Below are 21,676 nucleotides of genomic sequence, written 5' to 3'. Positions count from 1 at the left end.
GCCTAGTCCTGCTTCGACAGGAGCTTCTGCAGATCGCCCGACTGGAACATCTCCATCAGGATGTCGGAGCCGCCGATGAACTTCCCGTCCACGTAGACCTGCGGGATCGTCGGCCACTGCGAGTAGTCCTTGATCCCCTGCCGCAGCGAGGGGTCGCTCAGGACGTTGACGTCCTTGAACTCCACGCCGCACTTCTTGAGGATGTCGACGGCGCGTGCCGAGAAGCCGCATTGCGGGAAGGTCTTGGAGCCCTTCATGAAGAGGACGACGCGGTTGCTCTCGACGGTATCCTTGATCGCCTGGTGGATGTCGCTCATGGCTCGTTCCTGATCTCCCGCCGCGAGCGGGATCGTCCATCTTTCAGTGTACACACAAGCCGCGGGATCGCCGGACCACACGCCAGGCCAGCGCTTGGCTCGCCTGCGGGTCACGTGACCGCCGCGCCCCGGGCGCGAAGTTCTGAGCACGCTTTCTGGTGTCGACCATCGCCCGCGTCAACTGCTCGCGAGCGCCGCGGGCATCCGATGCAGGGGGCAGCGCGCCTGTAACCGCGAGCGGTGCTGCCGCAGGCACGCCCTCTTCTTCGAGGCTTCGAGGCGACGGGGGCGGATCTGACGCGACCAGGTCGGCGCGGTGCCGGCTCAGCGCCCTCTCGGCGAGTGACAGGCGGCCGCGACCTTGAAGGCCCGCGGCGCTCGACGTGTCGCGATGCTCGTTTCCGTGGAGCTGTCGAACGCTGATCGACGGCGCGCTCGAAGCTCCGTGGCCTTCCAGGAGCAGCGCCACTTTCGGGCGTTTTCGCGCCTCGAGCCCCAGGCACCTCAGCGTCTGGCTTCGCGCCGGCAAGTCGTTGTAGAACACGTCCCCACCTCAGCCGTCTTACCGTCCGTGACCGCGGCCGTGAGCCGCCGCGGGTGTGGCGAGCGTCCAGATATCGCGGCCTCATCCCGCACAACCCTGTAAGGAGCCTCGTATGCGCGTGTACGTCCTCATCCCTGCGGCACTGCTCGGCCTCGCGGCCCTCGGCTGCGGAGGCAGCGACCCGGAGCCGAACAACCCGTCGCAGATGCAGAACCAGTACGGGGCGTCGAACCAGTACCCGCCTGGACAGTACCCCCCGGGGCAGTATGGTCAGCCCGCCCCGGCCGGGCAGTATGGTCAGCCCGCCCCGGCCGGGCAGTACCCGGCACCTGCCGGCACGACCCCCACGACGCCGACCACGCCCGCCGCGGGCTCGACCGGCGGGCAGGCTGCGCCGATCGCGCCCACGATGGTCGCCGCGGCGACCCCTGTGCTCACCGCCATGGCGGCGTCCGAGGTCCAGGGCATGCAAGCCGAAGGCGGGGCCTTTGCCGGGCAGTTCCAGGATGGCCAGACGCTCGAGCAGCCGTTCAATATCCAGCCGGGCAAGTGTTACTCGGTCATCGGCGTGGGCGTCGGGCTCCAGGAGCTCGACATTCAGCTCGTCGCCCACACGCCGCCGATGCCGCCCGTGGTGCTCGCCCAGGACAGCACCACCGGTCCGAACGCCACGCTCGGCGGCAAGGGACAGTGCTTCAAGAACCCGCTCCCGATCGGCGGTCCCGCGAAAGCGGTCCTGCGCGCGCGCGGCAGCGGGATGGCCGTCGGCCAGATCTACGTGAAGTAGTCGCCTCCGCGGCGCCGCTTCCCGGGCAGTCGCAAGCCCACGCGGCGCCGCGACCCCGCACCCCACGGCCCCGATGCAACGGGGCCGCACGGCGCTGCTCGCGAGCGCCCTCGGGTGTGAGCGCGCGAGCAGGCTCGTCCTCGCGTGAGCGCGACTGCCCAGTACGCTGCTCTCAGCAGCATGGCTGACCGGCGGCTCACCAGGAGCGCCGCGATGCGCTCGGCGCGCGCCTTCTCGCCAGGGAGGACGCACGGTACACTCCAGGTGTGTACTTGCCTTGGAAGCGCTGGGCGCCGCGGGTCGCCATGGTCGGGCTGGCGTCCTGCTCGTTTCACGTTTCCGACGGGACGCGGACGCAGACCGAGGACCCGTCGGAGGTCCCTCGTCCGGTGATGCTGGCGTTCGAAGAGGAAGCGACGCTACAGCTCGTTCCGGGGGAGCTGCACACGGTCTGGGTCAGCGGTCAACCGCCGGCGCCCTACGAGGTGAGCTTCACGCTGCTCGGCGACGCCGCGGGCGCATGGGTCGACCGCACGACGGTCGTCGCGGACGAGAACGGCAGGGCCTCGGTCCAGCTCCAGGCCTCGAAGCTGGGGAGCACGTTCCGGCTCCGCGCCGCCATGGAGGATGGCCCAGCCGCCGAGCTCGGCGTGTCGGTGAGCGCCGAGGGCTTCGGCACGCTGCGCATCATCCCGGTGTACCAGGGCACGCGCCTCGCGAAGGAGTGGACCGCGAGCGTCGTCGCGCGGGCCACCTGCGAGGAGAGCGCAACGGCAGCGCCCGAGGCGCCCGAGGGCGCGCTTGTGGCGCACAGCGGCCCGGACGAGCCGGTGGTCGTCGACGGCGCCCCTGTGGGGCCGAGCCTCACCGTCGCGCTCCACAGCGGTCGGATCATGTGGGGCTGCACGGTCGTGCGGGAGCTGCTGGCCGGCTCCTCGCGCGACGTGAGGGTCGCGGTCAAGGATCTGCCCATCAACCTGGCGGCGACGAGCCTCAACACGAAGCTGACGATCGCGTCCGCAGACGGTCTTGACGCGATGCTGGAAGCGGCGACCGACCAGCTCGTCGACGCGTTCCTGCCCGCCGGCGCCGAGGCCGAGGCCCTGCTCGACGCGATGCAGAGCGCCGCGCCCCAGGACGAGGCGCCCGCGTTCGCAGCGCGGCGGATCGAGGCCGGGTGGGACGCGGCGGCGCAGGCGCACCTCGCCGCGCTCCCGACCCCCCTGCGCAACAGGTGCCGTGGATGGGCCCACACCGGGCTGGCGGCCGCACCGCTCACGACGATCGACGGCGAGCTGAGCGGCGTGAGCGACATGCCGGGGCGGGCGCGCTTCGAGGTGAGCTGGCTCGGCAGCGTGACGGCCGAGAACGCGGGCATACCGCCAGGTCGTCTCATGTCGTGGACAGCGGATCCCGGCGACGTGCTCCGGCTCGCCGGGGACCTGCCCTGGGTGCCGAGCCGCTACATAGGCGACGCCGCGGGGCTCGGGGCTGCCGCGGAGATGGCGGTCGACTCCGTCCCTGCGGCGCTCGCCGCCGCCGCGGACTGTCCGAGGCTTGGCGAAGTGCTCGCCGGCTACTCCGGCTGTACCGGCGACTGCATGGCGATGCTGTGCGTGGCCGGGCTCAAGAGCCGCTGGCGCGCTGGCCTGGAGGCGTCGAAGACGGCCGGGATGACCGGCGAGATCGTCGTGAACGCCTCGGGACGGGCCCGGGTCAACAGCGCCGCGGCGCCGATCGACTGGACGGGAGACTGGCTCGGGACCATCCGCTACGGGGACGGCGCGGAAGCGAGCGTCGAGGGACAGGTGGACGCGGCTTCCACGGACGTCATCGCCAACTAGGATCGCGCGTCGACCGGCCGGCGCGTCACCTGGCAGCGTCCTTCGGCTCGCAGCGCAGCCGCCACCTCCGGCCCGTCGCCCGCTCGGTCGCGGCGAGCGGGATCGCGCTGGCTGCATCATCGAGCTGCCGCTCGGGTGCCTTCGAGAAGGTGCCTTGCAGCCTCACCGACATCGCATCGACGCAGGCGACGCCCGGATCCAGGCGAAGCCGGAACTCGGCGCCGTCGACGGACGGGTAGCTGCCGCCGAGGTCGAAGCTCGGCGAGCCCTCCAGGCCGGTGTCCAGCAGCCAGCCGTCCTGCCCCGGATGACAGCGGTCGAGCGGCGTGTCCACGAGGTCCTTGCGACCGAGCGGTACCGCCTCCCCGAGCGCGCCGGTGTCGCGGTCGACCGGGAGCACGTGCCAGGAACCGGCGCGCACGCCCGGATCCGGGGCCGTCGAGATGAGCAGGCCGACCCCGCCGCCCAGCGCCCGCCGGACCAGGCGCGGCGGATCGACGCCGTAGCTCGTGCGGGCGGGGCGATAGTAGGTCGCCAGCTGCCGCGCGATCCCGAGGTCGGCGCGCCACAGGGTCACCGTCTCGTACGAGCCGCCGGGCGTCACGAAGAACCAAGTCTCGCCGAGCCGGACGGCGCCGTTCGGAAACGGCCGGAGAAAGTTGCCGGCGCGGCCGGCGCCGTCGCGCAGCGGGAGGACCGGCAGGCCCTCGGAGACCGCGAACAGGCTGCACCCGGCGCCCCGGCACACATGAGTGAGCGCTGCCCGCCCGCCGGGGTCGAGGTACCCGCCCCAGGACGCAGACCCGTAGGAGACGACCCCGAGGGCCTCGGCGGCCGACGCCTCGTCGGACCAAGGCGAGGCGCTGACCGCGCTGGCGCGCACCCCGCCGTCCGGATCGAAGCGGTCATCGAAGCGGATGAGCCAGCGCCCGGCGCGCGCCCAGTCGGCGCCCCGCTTGCCCCATGCGTACGCGCGCACCGTCACGATGTCGTACGGAGCCCCGTTATCCAGGCCGATCTCGTCCGCGCCGAGCGTGGGCGGCAGCGTGTTGCGGAAAGGAGCCCACGCAGAGCTCGCCGTCTCCTTGGGCTGCTGCGGGCGCGTGGCCGGCGGCGCTGGGCGCGCCGCGGGCGCGGCGGACGGCCTGTCCGGCAGCGGCGGGGTCGTGGAGCCGAGCGCCTCGCAGCGCATGGCGATCGGGCTCCCCGCGCGCAGCGGCGTCTGGAGCGACGGCGGCGGCTTCGCCTCGGCGAGATCGTCGGGCAGCACCGTCTTGCCCCAGCCGACCCGTATCCAGCCCTTGAAGACGCAGCCGACAGGTCCGCACGCGCGCGTCCGCGGCGCTGCTGTGTCGTCGTCCCGCTCGGGCAGCTCGATCGAGCGCCACGTCATGCCGCCGTCCGTCGACTCGGCGGCGTGCTCGCCCTCTCCGAGCGAGAGCGCGAAGCGCCCGGACAGGAGCGCGCCCGTGCCGTCCTGGCGCGGTGCGCCGGCGGTCACGCTGCCGCTCTTCACGTCGATCCGGACGCCCACGATCGGGCCGCCCGCTTCTACCCAGCCGCCGAGGACGCCGGGCTCGCGTTCCTCGAACCCCTCGAGCCACATGCCGCGCTGCAGATCGCGAACGGTGCTGCGGGGCTTGCCCGGAAGGACCAGCGGGACGCTGGCGACGTCGCTCCCCTTGATCAGCGTGAGCTGCCCCGAGGTGCCGGCGCGGGGCGGCGAGAGGACGGCGACGCGGCCGTCGGAGAGCGCGACGACGCGCTCGACGCCGACATCGCCCGCGGACGCACGGACGCGGACCTCGCGGGTGGCCCCGTCGGCAGCGACGATGCAGTAAGCACGGCCGGCTGGCGCGTCGCCGTCGTCCCCGCAGGCGCCGCGGATCACCAGCGCGCCGTTGCCGCTCGCGGACACGAAGCGCGGCCCGTCGAAGCGCTGGAGCCGGCGCATGCCGAGCGGCGGCTGGAAGGCGTAGAGCGTCGTCGCCCCATCGCGCTCGCCGCAGACGAAGCCGAACGACGCGCCCACGCGGATCGCGTGGCAGGTCGCCTCGCGCTCGGGGTATGCGTCGGGCGCGACATCGACGACGGCGCCGTCGCGCAGCGCGACGCGCGCCAGCGCGCCGCCGCGAGCCACCACTGCGGTCGTGCTCGAGTCGGGCCACCCGTCCTCGACCACGGCGCGCAGCGGGCGCCTCCCGAGCGGCCCCTGGGCCCGCGCCGGCGCCTCCTGCACGTCGTCGGGCGCATCCAGGGTGCGGTACGTCACGGCCCCGCGGGCATCGACCGAGTAGAACCCATTCGCCGTCATCACCGCAGGGTCGCCGCCGATGACGGCGAGGGAGGTCGGCCGCGCGTCGACCTCGACCTCACGCCATGTCGCCCCGGCGTCGAAGGTGACGAGCAGCCCGCGCAGATCGGCTTCGACGACGGCGCGCCAGCCGTCGGCGAACGCGAGCTGGCCGTACGCGCTCGCCGCCGGGAGCGGGCCGAGCGGCATCGCCGCGCCGGTCTGCGCGTCGATCGCGAAGAGCCGGTGGCTGTGCGAGAGCCGGGCGTAGAGGCGATCGAACCCCGCGGTGATCTCGTTCGCCTCCGACGGCAGCTGGACGAGCGGCTCGAGCGGGGCAAGCCAGCCCTGAGCCCGCCAGAGCTGCGCGCTACCGCGGTTCGAGGCGTAGAAGAGGTAACCGCCGCCGAGCCGCGTCGGGAGCTTCAGCGCGGTGACCGGACCCGACGGCAACAGCTCGACGGCGCGCTCGAGCGACCCATCGTCGTGCGCGATGACCCGCATGCGATCGATGAGCACCCGCCTGGACCCCGCCTCGCTGGCCACCACGCCGCGCTCTCCGACGAGGTCCGGCAGCAGCAGCGATGGCGTGACCATGGTCACGAGCCCCCCCGGCGTGGAGCGCCCGCCCGGAGCCGCGGGCGCCGCCAGCGCGACGCCGCCGCGATCGCGCGACGCCTGCGCCCCCGACGGCGCTGCCGGCGCTCGTCCGCCGCACCCTGCGGCGCCCGCGCCGAGGAGCAGCGTCATCGCGAGGAGCCGCGGGGCGCCCGGCGTCCACCGAAAGAGCGGCGCGTGCGGCCGCCGGTCGGGCTCGCTCATGACGGAGGATGCTAGCGCGCCCCCCTGGGCGCCGCACCGTCCTTGCTGCTGGTCGCTCCACGGAGGGAGCGGCGGCCGGCACGAGGCGCGGCCGCGGAGCGCACGGCCCATCGATGGGGATCTCGGCTCACCGCGCGGGCGTGGACGACAGCCCTCGCGCGTTCACTTGCCCTTCGCGGAGCACTGCATCGCGCACATCAGATCGCCCGCCGCGCACCCGCAGCCGCCGCGCTTGGGCGCCGGGGCAGCCGGGGCGGCCGGGGACGCGGCAGCAGGCTGCGCCTTGCCTGCGGTGCCGCCGCTGGCCGGGCGCGAAGGCCGCCCCCCAGGACGGGCCGCGGGGGCGGCGCTCGGCGCGGCGGAAGCGACCGGCTCCGCCGAGGCCGTCGCCGAGGCGGTGGCCGTCGCCGCTGCTGTCGGCGTCGGATCGGGCTCAGGCGGCGTCGTCGTGGCGGGGGCCGCCGTGGTGGTCGTGTTCTCGGCAGCGGCGGGCGCCGGCGGCTCGCCGCCGCCCTTCATCAGGAGGAAGACGCCCGCGATCGCGATGCCCGCGATCGCGATGCCGGCGCCGATGATGAGCGGAGCGCGGTTCTTGGGAGGAGCGTCGATGTTCGTCGGCGGCGCGACGGACGGCGCGCGCGCCGTGGTCACGATCGGCGCGCTGAGCTGAAACAGGCCGCCATCGTTGGCGACGATGCTCGCGACCGGCGACGGCGCCCTGACGCCGGCCCCCGAGGCGAGGGCCTTCAGATCGATGAGGCCCGAGTCCTCCGAGGCGGTGACGGTCGGCCGCGCAGGAGCCGGCGCGGCCTTCGCCGTGAGGGCGCTCAGCGAGAACAGCATCGAGTTCTCGTCGCGCTGGCCAGGGGCGGCGCCGCTCTTGAAGAGCGGAGCGCTCGTGGCCACGTCGTCGGAGCTGGGCCGATGTGCCTCGGGCCCCGCGCTCCCACCGAAAAGGTCCTGTGTCGGCCGCGCCGGATCGCGGCGCACCGCCGCGGCGCGAGGAGCGGACGCCGCGACCGCCTCGATGCCAGGCGAGGTCTGGCCCACGGCCGCGCCCGCGCTGGGCACCGACTGCGACGGCACGGGCGCGGTCTCCTGCGCGGCCATCGAGACCGGCGCGCTGCCAGCGTGCAGCGCCGCGACGATCGTGTCGACCTGGCCGACCGGCTGCCAGTCGGCCATCCCGTCCGCCCAGATGTACGTCTCGGCGTTGATCACCCCCGCCTGATAGCTGGCGACGATCTCGGCCAGCGTCATCGAGCGTTGATCGCCGTCCGCCACGTTGACCAGGTACGTGGTCCCGTCGTTCGGAACGCTCGTGCCGGAGACCGGATCGGCGACCCCGCCGTTGGTCGTCACGCCCGAGCTGTTCACGAGGATCGTGGCGCCGCACTTGCGGCACTTGATCTTGACGGTTCTGCCTTGGACCTTCTCGTCCGAGACGGTGTATTTCGACTGACAGGACTGGCAGGTGATCTTCATTGGGGCTGGCCCGCAGGGGGGTAATGCCGGCGAGGCGTCGCGTAAAGTTTACGTTGATACCGCGCCGGTGGCCCGCTCTCTGACGTGCCAGTCGCGCGTCTGATCTCGCAGCTCCGCTTTACGATAGCCGAGGTCTTCGGCCCTGCGTAAAGCACAAAGGAACGGAGCTGCAGATGAGACCCCTGTCGGGGCGCGTCACACGGGCGCGCAGGCCGGCGCCCGGGGTGCGACCGGCCAGCTCGCCGACGGCGCCGGTCCGCCGCGGAGCTGGGGGGCAGGTCACATCCCGCGGCTGACGCTGCGGCGCTCGGGCGGGCCGCTCAGGCGTCGCCGCGCGCAGAACCGAGCTCGTCCAGGTTGGGCTCGTCGGTCACGACCGGCACATCGTCGACCGGGTCGTGGGGCTCGGCGCTCTCGCTCGGCCCCGGGGCCTCGTGGCTCCCCACGTGCTCCCCGTACGCCTGCAGCTTCGAGTACAGGCCGCGGCGGCTGATCCCGAGCACGCGGGCCGCCCGCTGCTTGTTGCCGCGCACGGCCTCGAGGGTCAGCAGGATGAGCTTGCGCTCCGCGTCGGCCAGGCGCGTGCCGACCGGGAGGCGCAGCACGAGCGGGTGCTCCGCCGGCTCGCCGGCGTCCCGCGGCGGCTCCGCCTCGTGGATGCCCCCCTCCCCCGCAGGCCTCCGCGGCAGCGAGGCTGGGCCGACGGAGGGCGGCGCCGGCTGCGCGACGGCGACGTGGGACGGCGCCGGGTCGGAGGGGACCGCCATGTCGGCGGGGTGGACGATCGGCACCGACAGCGGCTCGGAGGGCTCGGGCGGGACCACCGGCGCCGGAGCCCGCTGAGAAGGGACGCTGTCGTAGAGGCGCCGGCCGGACCGCCGCTCGATCCGGCCCTGCCCGAGCTGGACGTCGTTCGCCGAGACCATCTCGCTCGACGCGAAGAGCGCGGTCTGCTCGATGACGTTGCGCAGCTCGCGGACGTTGCCCGGCCAGTCGTGCTCCGTCAGCCGCTCGACCGCGGCGTCCGTGAGGCGGCGAGCCGGGGTGCCGTAGCGCTTGGCGAACTTGAGCAGGAAGCGCTCCGCGATGGGCAGGATGTCATCCCTCCGCTCGCGGAGCGGCGGCAGCGTCACCGTGAACACGTTGAGCCGGTAGTAGAGATCCTCGCGAAAGACGCAGTCGTCGACGAGGTCGAGCAGATCCTTGTTCGTGGCGGCGACGACGCGCACGTCGGCCTCGATCTCCTTGCGGCCGCCGACACGGGTGAACCGGTACGTCTCGAGCACGCGCAGCAGGCTGACCTGCACGGCGGCGTCCATCGTGCCCACCTCGTCGAGGAAGACGGTGCCGCCGGCCGCCGCCTCGAACTTGCCCTCCGCGGCCGCGAAGGCGCCGGTGAACGAGCCCTTCTCGTGGCCGAAGAGCTCGCTGCCGATGAGCTCGCGCGGGATCGCGCCCGTGTGCACCGGCACGAACGGGCCGGCGCGGCGGCGGCTCCGGTTGTGGATGGCGCGCGCGACGAGCTCCTTGCCGGTGCCGCTCTCGCCGACGATCAACACGGGCGCCATCGTCGCGGCGACGCGCTCGATGCGGGTGAAGACCTCCCGCATCCGCGCCGAGCCGCCGATCATCCCCTCGAACACGAGCTGCCCGTGGAGGGGATCATCGTCCTCGCCCTCGACGAACTCGCGGGCCGGGCCGTCCGACAGCAGCTGGCGCACGAGCAGCACGAGCCGCGCTGGATCGAGCGGCTTCTGGAGGTAGTCCGCCGCCCCCAGCTTGAGCGCGTCGACGGCGCTCGTGATCGACGCGGCGCCCGTGACCATGACCACGGCGGGCGGCGGCGTCTTCGGCTCCGGCCCCTCGAGGTCGCCCGGAGCGAGCCGGCGCATGAGGTCGACCCCCGTCATGCCTGGCAGGTTGAGGTCCGTGACGAGCACGTCAGCCGGCGTCCGCTGATGAATCTCGAGCGCTTGCTCGCCGCTCGAGGCGACGACGACGTCGAGCCCTTCGTGGCGCAGCACCGCCTCGAGAATGGCGGCCTGGTCGGGCTCGTCCTCGACCAGCAGCACCCGGCCGTGGTGGCTGTGGCTCCGATGTGGCGAGCGCGCTTGTCCACGCGGCATTGCAGCTGAAACGGCGTTCGGTCCCAAAGCTTCCCTCCCAGCTCGGCGGACGGACGGCTCGGCCCCGTGCGATGTGAAACGTGCCGCTAAATCTGTACCCCGTGGGAGCATCGCATCAACTCGGGAGTTGCCTCCTTTATCGGTGCAAGGCCCCCCTCACATGCCGCCCGTGACATGCCGTCCATGCGCAACGGATGCGACGCCCCCGATCGCTGACCCCTGTGGTGACACGCCAGCGCGTGCATCACCAGCGCTCGATGATGCCGCATGCGATGCGATCGGCCAGCGCCATGCACGTAAGCATCGGATTCACGGCGGGACTTCCAGGAAAGACGCTCGTGTCGGCGACGTAAACGTTGTCGAGGTCGTGGCAGCGCCCCTCTTCGTCGACGACGCCGTCCTGCGGCCTGCGCGACATGCGCGCCGAGCCGAAAGCGTGGTTCGCCGCGGTGACCGTGTCGCGTCCGTCGAGCCGCTTGCTCTTCAGGATCTCGGCCTGTTCCGGCGACGTCAGCTCGTCGGGGACCCCGTGCAGCCCGGGCAGGATCGATGCAGCCCCCGCCGCCCAGCAGATGTCCGACAGGATGCCCAGGCCGCGCTGGATCTTCTCGACGTCCCGCGGCGCGTAGTCGAACCGCACATCGGGATCCCAGCCACCGCGCCTGGGACGGACCGTCCCCCGCGACTGCTCGGCCGCGATGATCACATCGAAGGGCGCCATCCGGTGGTACGTCCGGAGGTGACGCTGGTAGTCGTGTCCGAAGCCGGGGAACCGCGCGGCGAGCACGGCGGGGGGCGACCAGAGGACCTCGAGCTTGATGCCCTGATCGAGGAAGTGGAGCGAGTGGTAGCCCTGGGTGGCGCCCTCCCACGGATCGATGGGCTCAGGGAAGACCGCCATGATCGCGAGCCCCGGGTGGAGCTGGAGCTCGTTCCCGACGTAACCGCTGGAGTTGGCGGCGCCGCTGCGGAGCAGGATCAACGGGGTCGCCATGCAGCCCGCCGCGAGCACGACGAGCTTCGCCCGGATCTCGACGGGCGCGCCCTCGCGCCACGTGAACGGCTCGATGGCGCGGCCGCGCATCCCGACGGCCCGCTTGCCGGAGAGGAGCAGGTGCTCGGCGCGAACGCTGGTGAACACGCGCGCGCCCGCCCGGATCGCGGCGGGGACGTACGAGATGTCGGTCGACATCTTCGCGCGGTTGCGACACCCCGTGAAGCACTCGCCCGAGCCGCGGCAGCCGCGCACGTTGCGGTGGGTCGGCTCGCTCGACAGGCCCAGCGCGTCGCAGCCTCGCTTGAAGCGCAGGTTGCGCTCGCCCTGCACGTCCATGGGCGTGGGCGAGACGCCGAGCAGGCGCTCGACCCGCTCGTAGTGGGGCGACAGCGCGTCGAGGGTGATCGAGGCGGTCCCGGTCCGGTCCGCCCATTTGTCGAACACCCAGGCGGGCGAGCGCGCGCAGATCGCCGAGTTGACGACCGAGCCGCCCCCGAGCGCGATCGCCTGCATGGTCGGGATGAGCATGCGCCCGCGGGACGCCCGCATCCCGCCCTCGCGCAGCGTGCGCGCCATCGACTCGCCCGCCTCCTGCCGGAAATCCTCCACCCCGAACGGCGGGCCTTCCTCCACGAGGATGACGTCGCGCCCCGCCTCGGCGAGCTCCTTCGCGACGACCGAGCCGCCCGGCCCCGACCCGACCACGAGCACCTCGCAGGACACCCGCACCTCGCCGTCGTAGTCGGCGAACACCTTCACCTGGGGGCGCGGCTCGCTGGGCGCGAGCGGCTCGACCGCGGCCCTCGACCGGAGCGCTACCGCAGAGAGCGAGCGCCGCTCGACGCGCTCGGGGCTCGCGGGCGGAAGCGACCCCGCCAGGCCGGGGAGCTTCATGCCGTCACCCCCGGCGCGAGCGACGGGGCCTTCACGGCGAGCGCCGCGCCCGCGGAGGCGCGGCGCTCGAACGGCGTCGCGCAGCAGGCGACGCCGATCGCGCGGGCGACCTTCTCATTCGCGAGGTAGCCCATCGAGAGCAGCGTCCGGAGCGAGAGGAACGTCACCCGCCGGAGGTAGATGCAGCTCTGCGCCATCGACGCGAGCACCGCGACACGATCGGCCTCCGGGAGGCGCGTGAAGCGCGCGCGGCGCGGCCCGAAGACCCAGGGCGAGAGCTCGACGAAGTGGAGCAGCAGCCGCATGTACGGCCGGAGCGGCCGCGGCGTGCGCGCGACATGGTGATCCATGTACTCGACCAGCCCGGCCTCGGTGCCGGAGAGCGGGATCGGGCCTCCGGCGGGGAACAGCGCGTCCGCGCACGCGGCCACGATGGCCCGCTCCCTCACGGAGAGCGCGCGGGAGGGCGCCCCGGAGGCTGGAGCCCTGCGCGCGAGGCCGAGCGCGGCCAAGGCGAGCGCCGCGAGGGCAACCACGAGACAGATCAAGGGTAGGTGCGCCACGAGGTCGCTCATCACTCGACTCCTTCCTTGCCGGCGCGGGCCCGGGCGGCGCTCCGCTCGGCCGCCCTCGCGTCCACGACACGGTTCATCTCGCCCGAAGCCATCGCCATGACTGCCTCGACAGCGTAGTCCTACGAGCGGAGTGCGCAATTTCGTTCGCACTGCGTCGGGGTGTTCGCACACCATCCTGTCCTGATTTACGCAGCTCGAGGTTACGGCTGTGACAATCGCGGTATGGTCGGCGCCCGATGAGCGATGAGCCCAGAAGCGCCGTGGAGATGAGCGAAGAGGCAGGCCCCGACGAGTCGATGGAAGAAGAGGAGTCGGCGGACGAGGAGCGCCCCACGTCCCCGGCGCGCGACCTCCGATCCTGGCTCGCCGGCGCTCCCCTCCCCGCCTGGCTTCAGATCGCGCTCGGGCTGGTCGCGCCGATGCTGATCACGATCGTGGCGGCGCTCCGCGTCTCGAGCTTCACGATCGACGACGCCTACATCTCGTTCCGTTACGCGGAGAACCTCGCGCGCGGCAACGGGCTCGTTTACAACGTGGGCGAGCGCGTCGAGGGCTACACGAACTTCCTCTGGACCGTGCTCCTCGCCGCGGCGGTGAAGGTCGGCGCGACACCGACAGCGGCGTCGAAGGTGCTCGGCGCCGCCTGCGCCTGCGGCGCGCTCGTCCCGACCTACCTCCTGTCGCAGCGGCTGCGCCGCTTCTCGAACGTCCCCTGCCTCGCGACGTGGCTGCTCGCGATGAGCATCCTCTTCTCCGGCTACGCGGTGTTCGGGCTGGAGACGCCGCTCTTCCTCCTGCTCACGCTCGCGGGGACCGAGCTCTTCCTCCGCGAGGAGGACGCCGCTGCGGCCGGCGACGGGGCTCGGGCCGCGCGCGTCTTCCCCTGGTCCGGCGTCGTGTTCGCGTTCGCCGCGCTCACCCGCCCGGAAGCGCCGCTGTTCCTCGGGCTGCTCGTCCTCTGGCACGTGGATCAGGCCTTTTCGCGCCGGAACCTGCTCCGCCTGCTCGCCTTCGCGCTCCCGGTCGCCGTCCACCTGCTCTGGCGGCACAGCTATTACGGCGCGTGGCTCCCGAACACGCTCGCCGCGAAGACAGGCAACTTCACGCAGCAGCTCCAGGGCGGGAGCGACTACGTCCGCAAATACGCGCAGCACGCCGGCGCCTTCCTGTGGCTCGGGCTCTTCTCGGTCGCGTCGTCGATCGTCCACCGGCGCCGGAGCGGCCTCGCGATCGCGTCGATCGCGCTCCTCTTCGGCGTGTACGTCGTCACCGTGGGCGGCGACTGGATGCCGTACTTCCGGTTCCTGGCGCCCGCCGAGCCGTTCGCGTTCCTGCTCGTCGACGACGCCGTCCGCGCGATCGCCGCCCGCCGCGAGCGGGCCGCGTCGCTCGCGATCGCCGCGTTCGGCGCGATCACGCTCGCGACCCGCGCCGGGGAGCTGGAGCGGGCTCAGCGCAACATCCTCGTCAACGACAAGGGGTTCTGGGATGACGCGGCCGGGCGCACGGCCGCGTGGCTCGTCGACAGCGCGGAGCCTGGCCCCATCGCCATCGCCGACATCGGCTACGTCGGCTACCGGACGGGCTACCCGATCGTCGACATGCTGGGGCTGCTCAGCCCCGAGGTCTCGAGCCTGCCGGGCGGATACACGCACAAGGTGGGGACCGGCTACACCGACGCGCTCTTCGCCAAGAACCCGCGCTACTTCCTGATCATCGCCTCCGGCGCGGACTGCAAGAACCCGACGGTCCCCTCCTCGCGCGCCTCGTACAACGATCCCCGCTTCAAGAAGGACTACAAGCTCAGCCAGTCCATCGCCCTGAAGAAGGGCGGCGCCTGGTGCATCTACGGCAAGAAGTCGTACCCCTGACGGCCACCTCGCCGCGCGCTCATCTCACCGCGCGCTCGCCCCGCGCCTCACGGCGGCTCCTCGCTCCGCACCTGCGCTTCTCCTGACGGCTCCGGCGTCGCGGTGGCCCAGAACGCGCGCACGTCCTCGATGCGCTCCGTCCGGCGCGCGTCGGGCAGGCTGTCGAGCAGCACGCGGCCGTAGCCGCGCGTGCGGACCCTGCGGTCCAGGATCGCGACGATGCCGCGGTCGGTGCGCGCGCGGATCAGCCGGCCAAAGCCCTGCTTCAGGGTGATCGCGGCCTGCGGGACGCTGTAGGCGATGAACGGATTGCCGCCGCCCTGCTCGATCGACGCGCACCGGGCCGCGACGACCGGATCGGTCGGCACCGCGAACGGGAGCTTCTCGATGATCACGAGGCGCAGCGCCTCGCCGGGGACGTCGACCCCCTCCCAGAAGCTCATCGTCGCGACGAGCACGGCGTGCCGCTCGGCGCGGAAGCGGCGGAGCAGCGCGCCCTTCGGCGCGTCCCCCTGCACGAGCAGCGGGAGCTGCTGCCGCGGCGCGCCCCCGACCGGCAGCGACGGATGGCCGGGCGCGCGGGCGAGCCGGACGCGCAGGGCCGCGGCGAGCGCCTTCATGGCGCGAATCGAGGTGCAGAGGACGAAGGCGCCGCCGCCGGTGATGCCGATGAGCTCGGCCATGCGATCGGCCGCGCGCTCGATGAACGCCGCGTCGGTCGCCTCGGGGAGGTCGCGCGGCGTGTAGAGCAGCGCGGTGCTCGGGTAGTCGAAGGGAGACGGGACCTCGAGCTCGTCGACCGGCACCGCCACGTCCTCGTCGAGGCCCATCCGCGAGCGGAGGAAGCGGAAACCGGACCCGGAGGAGCCGCCCGTGGTGAGCGTGGCGCTCGTCAGCACCACGGCGCCGATCCGCTCGAAGACGTGCTCGCGCAGCATGTCCCCGAGATCGACCGGCGACGCGCCGAACGAGACGGAGCGGCCGCGCACCTCGACCCACGTGACCTGGTTGGTCGCCGGGTCGACGATCCGCGCGGCGTCGTCCCGCAGCTGCGCGGCGCGGTTGCTGACGAGCTGCACCGCCTCGCTGATCGCGTTCGCGCTCGCGTACCCCGCGAGCGCCTCGAGGTGGTTGTCGAGGCGATGGTAGGCGCCGAGCAGCTCGCCCGACCAGGCGTCCCGGGCGAGCGGGACCCGGGCCTCGCCCCGATCCGCGCTGCCAGCGGCGCCGCCGAGCGAAGCGAGCCGATCGAAGAGGGCGTCCGCGGACTCGCGCACCACGGCGGTGATCGCCGTCCCCTCGCCCCGCCCGAGGATGCGATCGGCCAGGCCGGACGAGATGAAGGCCCGGTCCGCGTCGCGGAGCATCGAGTCGACCTTCGCGCGCGAGACGCGGACGCCGAAGAAGCTCGTCGCGATGTCCTCGAGCTGGTGCGCCTCGTCGAAGATGACCGCGTCGTACGGCGGCAGCGCGCCGGCGCCGGCGAAGCCGCGGCGCGCCCCGGCGATCTTCAGCGCGAGGTCCGCGAAGAAGAGGTGGTGGTTGACGATGAGCAGCCGCGCCGACTCGCTGTCGCGCTTCATCCGCGTGACGAAGCACTCGTCGTAGTAGTCGCACGAGGCCCCGAGCCGCGTCTCGCTGGACGACGCCACCTCCCGCCAGACGGGATCCCCCTCGGCGAGGTAGGCGAGCTCCGCGACGTCGCCCATCTCGGTCTCCTGCGCCCACGCCTCCAGGAGCGGCAGCGAGCGCCCCGCGGTCCCGGCGCCCGCGCCGGGGCTCTGGCGGAGCTCGTTGAAGCGGCGGAGGCAGAGGTAGTTGCCGAGCCCCTTCACCAGCGCCGCGCGCGGATCGAGCCGGAGGTGCTCGGCCACGAGCGGCAGGTCCTTCGTGTAGATCTGGTCCTCCAGCGCCTTGGTCGCGGTCGACACGACGACCTTGCGGCCGCTCAGGATCGCGGGGACCAGGTAAGCGAGCGTCTTGCCGGTCCCGGTGCCCGCCTCGCAGAGCAGGATGCGGTCCTCGGCGATCGCCCGCTCGACGGCGCTCGCCATCGCGATCTGCCCCTCGCGGTCCTCGTACCCCTGGAGCCCGCGCGCGAACGGGCCGGCGGGGCCGAGCAGGCTCGCGGCTCGGTCGAAAGGCATCGTCTACCGCTTACCGCGGCAGGGCAGTCTTCTCCAGCGAGAGGGCGAACCCCACCTCGCTGACGGCGAGCTCGAGCGACGCCACCGGCTTCTCGAACTGGACCTCGCACCATGTATCCAGGGTCCGCTCGCCATCGCCCGGGTCGCGGACGTCGCGGAGGGCGGCCTCGCCCTCGGTGTAGCCTCGCGCCACGGCGGGCTCGGCCAGACCGCGCGCCCGCTCGAAGAGCTGCTCGTCCGCCGCGCCAGGGAAGTCGGTGCGCTGGGCGCGCACGACGAACGCGACCCGCAGCGGCTCGGCGCCCACGACGATCCCCGAATCCATGAGCAGGTTCTCCCGCACCCGCTCCGCGACGTGCACAGCGTCGCCACGGGTGCGGTAAACCTCGAATCCGGCCTGGAGCAGGGCTTTCTTTATCTCCGCGGGTGTCGGCATCTTCCGCTGGTTCCCGGCTACCCCCATGCCAGCAGGAACATCCATCGCAAAATTGCGGGTCGCTCGTCAAGCTGACAGCGCTGACATGGGCGTGTGGCGCTTTGGCGCGCCGACGCATTTGTGCTCGCTCACGAGCTCGACCGTGAAGGGCCCGGGCTCCCGTCGTTCCCGTCGTCCAGAAAGCACACGCCCACGATCGATCCGTCCGGCTCGTCCTGCACCCAGGTGATCCGGCCCGGGCGCGGGGCGCTGCCGTCGAGCCACACCGTTAGCTCCGTACCGGGATCGAGTGAATTTTCTATCACCACCCGAAGCCCGCCCACGCTGACGTTCAGCGTCCAGCCGGAGACCGCGCGCTCCCCGGTTTCGAGGCGAACGCGCTCGCTGAGCTCGCGGCGCGGGCTTCTGCGGCGGTTCGCCAGGAGCTGAGGCGGAATCTGGAGCGACGGAGGAGTGAGGGTTCTGCGTCGAATCACGAAAGAAAATTACAAGCACACTCCGTGCCCGGGGGTACAGCTCGCAGGCGTCCGGCTGGAATTCAGCGGGGACGGGAGCAACGGGTCGCTCAGTGGGCGTCGGCGTGGTCGGGCTGGTGGCCGGAGCCGTCGTTCGGCTCCTCGAAGACGGAGACCGGCTCGAGCAGCGACAGCTGGTCGCGCTTGATGCCCACGCCCTTGTCGGAGAAGAAGAGGTCGTTCTCCTGCAGCCGCGAGCGCACGCGGGCGATGAACAGGATAGGCATGCCCGCCTGCGTATAACCGAGCTGCACCAGCGTGCCCTTGGGCCAGTTGCCCCCGTCGAACGTGAGCTCCTTGCGGAGCGTGTAGAACCCCTCCGCGGGGAGGCGCTGCAGCGAGTCCGCCCACGTCGTGCCCCGGAACGCGACGGCGGGGCCGTGGAAGTGCCAGCGGTTGTGGACGTTGTGATCGGGCGTCGTGACCGTCGGCAGACCGTTGTCCGAGTGGTTGTGGAAGGAGACGAGGATGCCGGCAGGCACCTTGTCCTCGTTTCCGGGGAGCGCCTTCGTCGTCAGGTAGAGGCCGCAATCAGGGAGGTGTGACTTCGAGCTTGCCATGGCATGAGCCCCTAGCCCCGCTCTCGACCGCCGTAAAGACACGCCGTCGACGCCGTGCTATGCCGCGCCAGGCCAAGGCGAGAGGCTGCTCGAGGAGCGAGCAGCGCGCGCCCCGGGAGCGAGCCCTTCGTGAACAGACTGAGCCAAATCTTCGGCGCCGCCATCGTCATCGCGATCGCCGTCGTCTTCATCGTCCAGTTTCGCCCGAACACCGGCCCCGTGCAGTCGGCCGCGAGCACGTGCGTCGTCGAGGTCCGAGGCAGCTGTATCTCCTCGGTCGATTTCAACGCCTCGCGGAACCTGCTCGCGATGCGCACCGTCGACGAGAACCGCCTGCGGGCGATGGGGTACCGGCGGCTCACCGCGGAGGGGCTCTACGAGCGGTGGCTGCTCAACGAGGACGCGAAGCGCCTCGGCATCAGCGTCTCGGACGACGAGCTCACGGCCGAGCTCGTGGCCGGCAGGGTGCGTGTCTCGCTGCCGGCGGACAAGGTCCGCCAGGTCGGTTACGCCCTCAACCTGCGAGAGGACCTGATTCGCTACCTGGACGTCCGCAACCGCCAGACCAAGAAGTTCGATAGCAAGCAGTACGAGCGGCAAATCAGGAACATCACGAAGATGAGCCCGACGGACTTCCGCGAGTACCAGCGGAAGGAGCTCATCGCCGCGCGGATGCGCGACTTCGTCCGCGCGCGGGTCCGGGTCGGCGAGAACGAGGCGTTCGAGCAGTTCTCGCGGGAGAAGTCCACCCGCACGCTCAGCTACGTGCGCTTCGATCGGCGCTTCTACAGCGACCTCATCGTGGACACCTCGGAGAAGGCGATCCAGGCCTGGGCCGACGCCAACAAGGAAGAGCTCGACAAGACCTGGGAGGGGCGCAAGGCGCAGTATCTGCCCGAGTGCCGGGTCGCGCGAGATCTCGCGGTCGAGGTGAGGTCCGACGAGGCCGAGCAGGGCCCGGAGGCGGGCAAGGCCGCCGCGAAGGCGCGGATCGAGCAGGCCGTCCAGCGCCTCAAGAAGGGCGAGAGCTTCGCCGACGTGGCGCGCAGCGCGAGCGACGATCCGAGCGCGGCGCGCGGCGGCGAGCTCGGCTGCGTGACCAAGGGCCGGCTCAGCAAGCCTGTCGAGGACAAGCTCTTCGAGATGAAGGCGGGCGAGGTGTCCGACCTCATCGAGACCGAGGAGGGCTTCCACGTGATCAAGCTCGAGCAGATCGCGAAGGACGCCGACGCCGAGCGGATCGGCCGCCTGGAAGCGGCGCGCGACCTCTACATGGCCCACGAGTCGGAGCGGCTCGCGGCCGAGGCCGCGAAGCAGGTGCTCGCCGCCGCGGCCGGCGGCAAGTCGCTGGAGGACGCGCTCGCGGCCTACATGGCCCAGCTCACGCCCGCGAAGAGCGCGACGGCCGCGGCGCCGGGCGCCGCGAAGCCGGCAGACAGGGCCGCGAAGAAGGACGGCGCCAAGGACGAGGGCGCGGACGCGAAGAAGGACGGCCAGGCCGAGCCGAGCGAGGCGCGGGTGCCCTACACGATCGCGACCCACCCGAACCGGCCGACGGTCGAGGCGAGCCTCCCGTTCAACGTCTCGGGCTCGCCGATCTCGGACGCGAAGGACAGCACGGAGCCCGCGCGCATCGCCTTCCAGCTCGACAAGCCGGGCGACCTGCCCAAGGACGTCGTGGCGCTGGAGAACGGCTATGCCGTGATCCAGCTCAAGGAGAAGACCTCCGCGAGCCAGGAGCAATGGGACAAGGACCGCGAGTTCTACACCTCGGCGATGCGGGCCGCGAAGCAGAACGACGCGCTCGTCGGGTACATGCGCCGGCTGAAGTCGACCCTCGGCAGCGAGGTGAAGTACGACCAGAACCTCCTCAAGGAGTCCAAGCCGGCCGAGGACGGCTCCGGCGCGCCGGAGCTGCCGCTCGAAGACGAGGGGGAATGACGTCGCTCCCGCTGCGTGACGATCGGGACATCGTCCTCTCGAACGGCCTCAAGGTCGTGCTCGTCCCGCAACCGCACGTGCACCGGGCGGTCGCCTCGCTCTACCTGCGCGTCGGCTCGCGGTTCGAGACCCAGCAGAACAACGGGATCTCTCATTTCCTCGAGCACATGGTGTTCCGGGGGACGCCGACGCTGCCGACGGCGCACGCGCAGGCGCTCGCCTTCGAGCGCCTCGGGGGGACGCTCTACGCGGCCACCCACGTGGACCACGGCGTGATGAGCATCTCGGTGCCCCCGGCGAACCTGGACCCGGTGCTCGCCCTGCTCGGCGAGGTCGCCACGTCGCCTCGCTTCACCGCGATCGAGGTCGAGCGCGGCATCGTGCGCGAGGAGATCCTCGAGGACCTCGACGACGAGGGGCGCGACATCGACGCGGACAACAACGCCCGCGCGCTCATGTACGAGCGGCACCCGCTCGGCTTCACCATCACCGGCGGCATCGACGCGCTCGACCGCTTCGACGAGCCGACGCTGCGCGCGCACCACGCCCGCCACTACACGGCGGCGAACGCGGTGCTCTGCGTCGCGGGGCGGTTCGATGCCGAGGCGTGCGCGCGGGTCGCCGAGCGGCACTTCGGCGCGCTGCCGCGCGGCGAGCAGGTGCCCGCCACACCGCCGCCGAACGGGCAGAAGAAGCCGCGGTTCCGCTTCATCGAGAACCAGTCGAGCCAGACCGAGCTGCGGGTTGCGTTCCGCGGCGTGAGCGAGCGCGACCCGCGCGAGCCCGCGGTGGAGATGCTGCTCCGCGTCCTCGACGACGGCATGTCGACGCGGCTGTACGAGCGGATCTGCGACCGTCTGGGCCTCTGCTACGACGTGTCGGGGATGTTCGAGGCGTACGAGGACGACGGTGTCGTCGACATCGCCGCGGGCGTGCAGCACGACCGCGCGACCGTGGTGGTGCGGGAGCTCTTCGCGCTGCTCCGCGAGCTCGCCGAGACCGGGCCGCGCGAGGACGAGCTCGCCAAGGCGCGGGACCGCCACCTCTGGTCGGTGGAGGCGATGCTCGACGATCCCGAGGCGACGGCGGGCTTCTACGGTCTCTCCGCGCTCGCGGACATCGCCCGCACCCCGGAGGAGCGGCACGAGGAGCTCGCCCGCGTCACGGTCGCGGACGTGCGCGAGGCCGCCCGCGCGCTGTTCCGGCCGGAGCGCCTCACCGTCGTCGCCGTGGGCCTGCTCCGCTCTTCCGAAGAGGCGAAGCTCGAGAAGGCCGTCCGCTCGTTCGGCTGAGCCACCGTCCACCGCCGGCCGCGGCGCGTGGGCGCCGTGACACAGACGAGATCAAAAACACGACGGAATGAGCCCACCGAGCTCGGCCGAGGAGGAAGTGCCTCCATGGCTGCCGGTGTCCGCTCGCTCGCGGGAGCGCAGCGCGCGAGGGCCCGAGCGCTCTCTCGCCACCATCGCCCGGTCCGCCTCCGGGGCGTGGCTCCCCTTCCCGGTGGCTCCTCGCCCCCTGG

Annotated in this window: 16 protein-coding genes; 5 read left to right on the top strand and 11 right to left on the bottom strand. The window is 72.2% G+C overall.

The genetic code is table 11. From position 1 onward, the window contains the following. Positions 1-2: 2 nt before the first annotated feature. Together grxD and WME89_RS17670 are read right to left on the bottom strand one after the other, a co-directional pair. The gene (gene grxD, locus WME89_RS17675; RefSeq protein WP_437626406.1) at positions 3-317 is read right to left on the bottom strand and encodes a Grx4 family monothiol glutaredoxin; all 315 of its coding nucleotides are present in this window, start codon (positions 315-317) and stop codon (positions 3-5) included. Positions 318-360: 43 nt separating this feature from the next. Further along, complete coding sequence (locus WME89_RS17670; protein WP_438010298.1) at positions 361-861, bottom strand: hypothetical protein; 501 nt, start codon at positions 859-861, stop codon at positions 361-363. Between the two features lie 112 nt (positions 862-973). On the opposite strand from WME89_RS17670, the gene WME89_RS17665 reads away from it, so the two are divergent. Both WME89_RS17665 and WME89_RS17660 read left to right on the top strand, forming a co-directional pair. Then, positions 974-1,648, top strand: coding sequence for a hypothetical protein (locus WME89_RS17665; protein ID WP_438010297.1), 675 nt, complete (start codon positions 974-976; stop codon positions 1,646-1,648). A gap of 266 nt (positions 1,649-1,914) precedes the next feature. After that, the gene (locus WME89_RS17660) at positions 1,915-3,492 is read left to right on the top strand and encodes a hypothetical protein (protein WP_438010296.1); all 1,578 of its coding nucleotides are present in this window, start codon (positions 1,915-1,917) and stop codon (positions 3,490-3,492) included. A gap of 25 nt (positions 3,493-3,517) precedes the next feature. Here the strand turns inward: WME89_RS17660 and WME89_RS17655 are convergent, their stop codons facing one another. The 5 genes from WME89_RS17655 to WME89_RS17635 all read right to left on the bottom strand — a co-directional run bounded on the left by WME89_RS17655 (position 3,518) and on the right by WME89_RS17635 (position 12,684). Next, the gene (locus WME89_RS17655) at positions 3,518-6,607 is read right to left on the bottom strand and encodes a hypothetical protein (RefSeq protein ID WP_438010295.1); all 3,090 of its coding nucleotides are present in this window, start codon (positions 6,605-6,607) and stop codon (positions 3,518-3,520) included. Between the two features lie 162 nt (positions 6,608-6,769). Continuing rightward, positions 6,770-8,092, bottom strand: a complete 1,323-nt coding sequence (locus tag WME89_RS17650) for a zinc-ribbon domain-containing protein (RefSeq protein ID WP_438010294.1) — start codon at positions 8,090-8,092, stop codon at positions 6,770-6,772. 320 nt (positions 8,093-8,412) lie between these two features. Continuing rightward, the gene (locus WME89_RS17645) at positions 8,413-10,164 is read right to left on the bottom strand and encodes a sigma-54-dependent transcriptional regulator (protein ID WP_438010293.1); all 1,752 of its coding nucleotides are present in this window, start codon (positions 10,162-10,164) and stop codon (positions 8,413-8,415) included. A 298-nt stretch (positions 10,165-10,462) separates the two neighbouring features. Continuing rightward, positions 10,463-12,109, bottom strand: coding sequence for a GMC family oxidoreductase N-terminal domain-containing protein (locus tag WME89_RS17640; protein WP_438010292.1), 1,647 nt, complete (start codon positions 12,107-12,109; stop codon positions 10,463-10,465). Continuing rightward, a complete protein-coding gene (locus tag WME89_RS17635; RefSeq protein WP_438010291.1) occupies positions 12,106-12,684 on the bottom strand; it encodes a gluconate 2-dehydrogenase subunit 3 family protein in 579 nt (192 codons plus the stop codon). Before WME89_RS17635 ends, WME89_RS17640 begins: the two co-directional genes overlap by 4 nt. A 266-nt stretch (positions 12,685-12,950) precedes the next feature. Between WME89_RS17635 and WME89_RS17630 the strand changes: the two genes are divergently transcribed. Then, a complete protein-coding gene (locus WME89_RS17630) occupies positions 12,951-14,555 on the top strand; it encodes a hypothetical protein (RefSeq protein ID WP_438010290.1) in 1,605 nt (534 codons plus the stop codon). A 47-nt stretch (positions 14,556-14,602) separates the two neighbouring features. Here the strand turns inward: WME89_RS17630 and WME89_RS17625 are convergent, their stop codons facing one another. The 4 genes from WME89_RS17625 to WME89_RS17610 all read right to left on the bottom strand — a co-directional run bounded on the left by WME89_RS17625 (position 14,603) and on the right by WME89_RS17610 (position 18,213). Further along, positions 14,603-16,702, bottom strand: a complete 2,100-nt coding sequence (locus WME89_RS17625; RefSeq protein ID WP_438010289.1) for an ATP-dependent DNA helicase — start codon at positions 16,700-16,702, stop codon at positions 14,603-14,605. Positions 16,703-16,712: 10 nt separating this feature from the next. Continuing rightward, on the bottom strand, positions 16,713-17,138 hold the full coding sequence (locus WME89_RS17620) for a hypothetical protein (RefSeq protein WP_438010288.1): 426 nt from the start codon (positions 17,136-17,138) through the stop codon (positions 16,713-16,715). A 128-nt stretch (positions 17,139-17,266) separates the two neighbouring features. Beyond that, positions 17,267-17,614 carry a PilZ domain-containing protein gene (locus tag WME89_RS17615; RefSeq protein ID WP_437626396.1) on the bottom strand — a complete coding sequence of 116 codons (348 nt, stop codon included), beginning with the start codon at positions 17,612-17,614 and terminating at the stop codon, positions 17,267-17,269. Between the two features lie 89 nt (positions 17,615-17,703). Continuing rightward, positions 17,704-18,213, bottom strand: coding sequence for a hypothetical protein (locus tag WME89_RS17610; protein ID WP_437665801.1), 510 nt, complete (start codon positions 18,211-18,213; stop codon positions 17,704-17,706). Between the two features lie 129 nt (positions 18,214-18,342). Between WME89_RS17610 and WME89_RS17605 the strand changes: the two genes are divergently transcribed. Next, positions 18,343-20,154: a peptidylprolyl isomerase gene (locus tag WME89_RS17605; RefSeq protein WP_438010287.1), complete on the top strand. Its 1,812-nt coding sequence runs from the start codon at positions 18,343-18,345 to the stop codon at positions 20,152-20,154. Next, positions 20,151-21,446, top strand: a complete 1,296-nt coding sequence (locus WME89_RS17600) for a M16 family metallopeptidase (protein WP_438010286.1) — start codon at positions 20,151-20,153, stop codon at positions 21,444-21,446. The genes WME89_RS17605 and WME89_RS17600 overlap by 4 nt, the downstream gene beginning before the upstream one ends. Positions 21,447-21,676 lie beyond the last annotated feature (230 nt).

Source organism: Sorangium sp. So ce321 (assembly GCF_051530195.1).
Taxonomy (GTDB): Bacteria; Myxococcota_A; Polyangia; order Polyangiales; family Polyangiaceae; genus Sorangium.
This window is presented reverse-complemented; position numbering and strand designations above follow the sequence as displayed.

What these genes read in the sequence shown, in the direction of transcription:
- WME89_RS17635 (WP_438010291.1), bottom strand. Translation starts at nt 12,684, where the DNA reads ATGAGCGACCTCGTGGCGCACCTACCCTTGATCTGTCTCGTGGTTGCC.
- WME89_RS17620 (WP_438010288.1), bottom strand. Translation starts at nt 17,138, where the DNA reads ATGCCGACACCCGCGGAGATAAAGAAAGCCCTGCTCCAGGCCGGATTC.
- WME89_RS17655 (WP_438010295.1), bottom strand. Translation starts at nt 6,607, where the DNA reads ATGAGCGAGCCCGACCGGCGGCCGCACGCGCCGCTCTTTCGGTGGACG.
- WME89_RS17650 (WP_438010294.1), bottom strand. Translation starts at nt 8,092, where the DNA reads ATGAAGATCACCTGCCAGTCCTGTCAGTCGAAATACACCGTCTCGGAC.
- WME89_RS17640 (WP_438010292.1), bottom strand. Translation starts at nt 12,109, where the DNA reads ATGAAGCTCCCCGGCCTGGCGGGGTCGCTTCCGCCCGCGAGCCCCGAG.
- WME89_RS17625 (WP_438010289.1), bottom strand. Translation starts at nt 16,702, where the DNA reads ATGCCTTTCGACCGAGCCGCGAGCCTGCTCGGCCCCGCCGGCCCGTTC.
- WME89_RS17630 (WP_438010290.1), top strand. Translation starts at nt 12,951, where the DNA reads ATGAGCGAAGAGGCAGGCCCCGACGAGTCGATGGAAGAAGAGGAGTCG.
- WME89_RS17665 (WP_438010297.1), top strand. Translation starts at nt 974, where the DNA reads ATGCGCGTGTACGTCCTCATCCCTGCGGCACTGCTCGGCCTCGCGGCC.
- WME89_RS17600 (WP_438010286.1), top strand. Translation starts at nt 20,151, where the DNA reads ATGACGTCGCTCCCGCTGCGTGACGATCGGGACATCGTCCTCTCGAAC.
- grxD (WP_437626406.1), bottom strand. Translation starts at nt 317, where the DNA reads ATGAGCGACATCCACCAGGCGATCAAGGATACCGTCGAGAGCAACCGC.
- WME89_RS17610 (WP_437665801.1), bottom strand. Translation starts at nt 18,213, where the DNA reads ATGGCAAGCTCGAAGTCACACCTCCCTGATTGCGGCCTCTACCTGACG.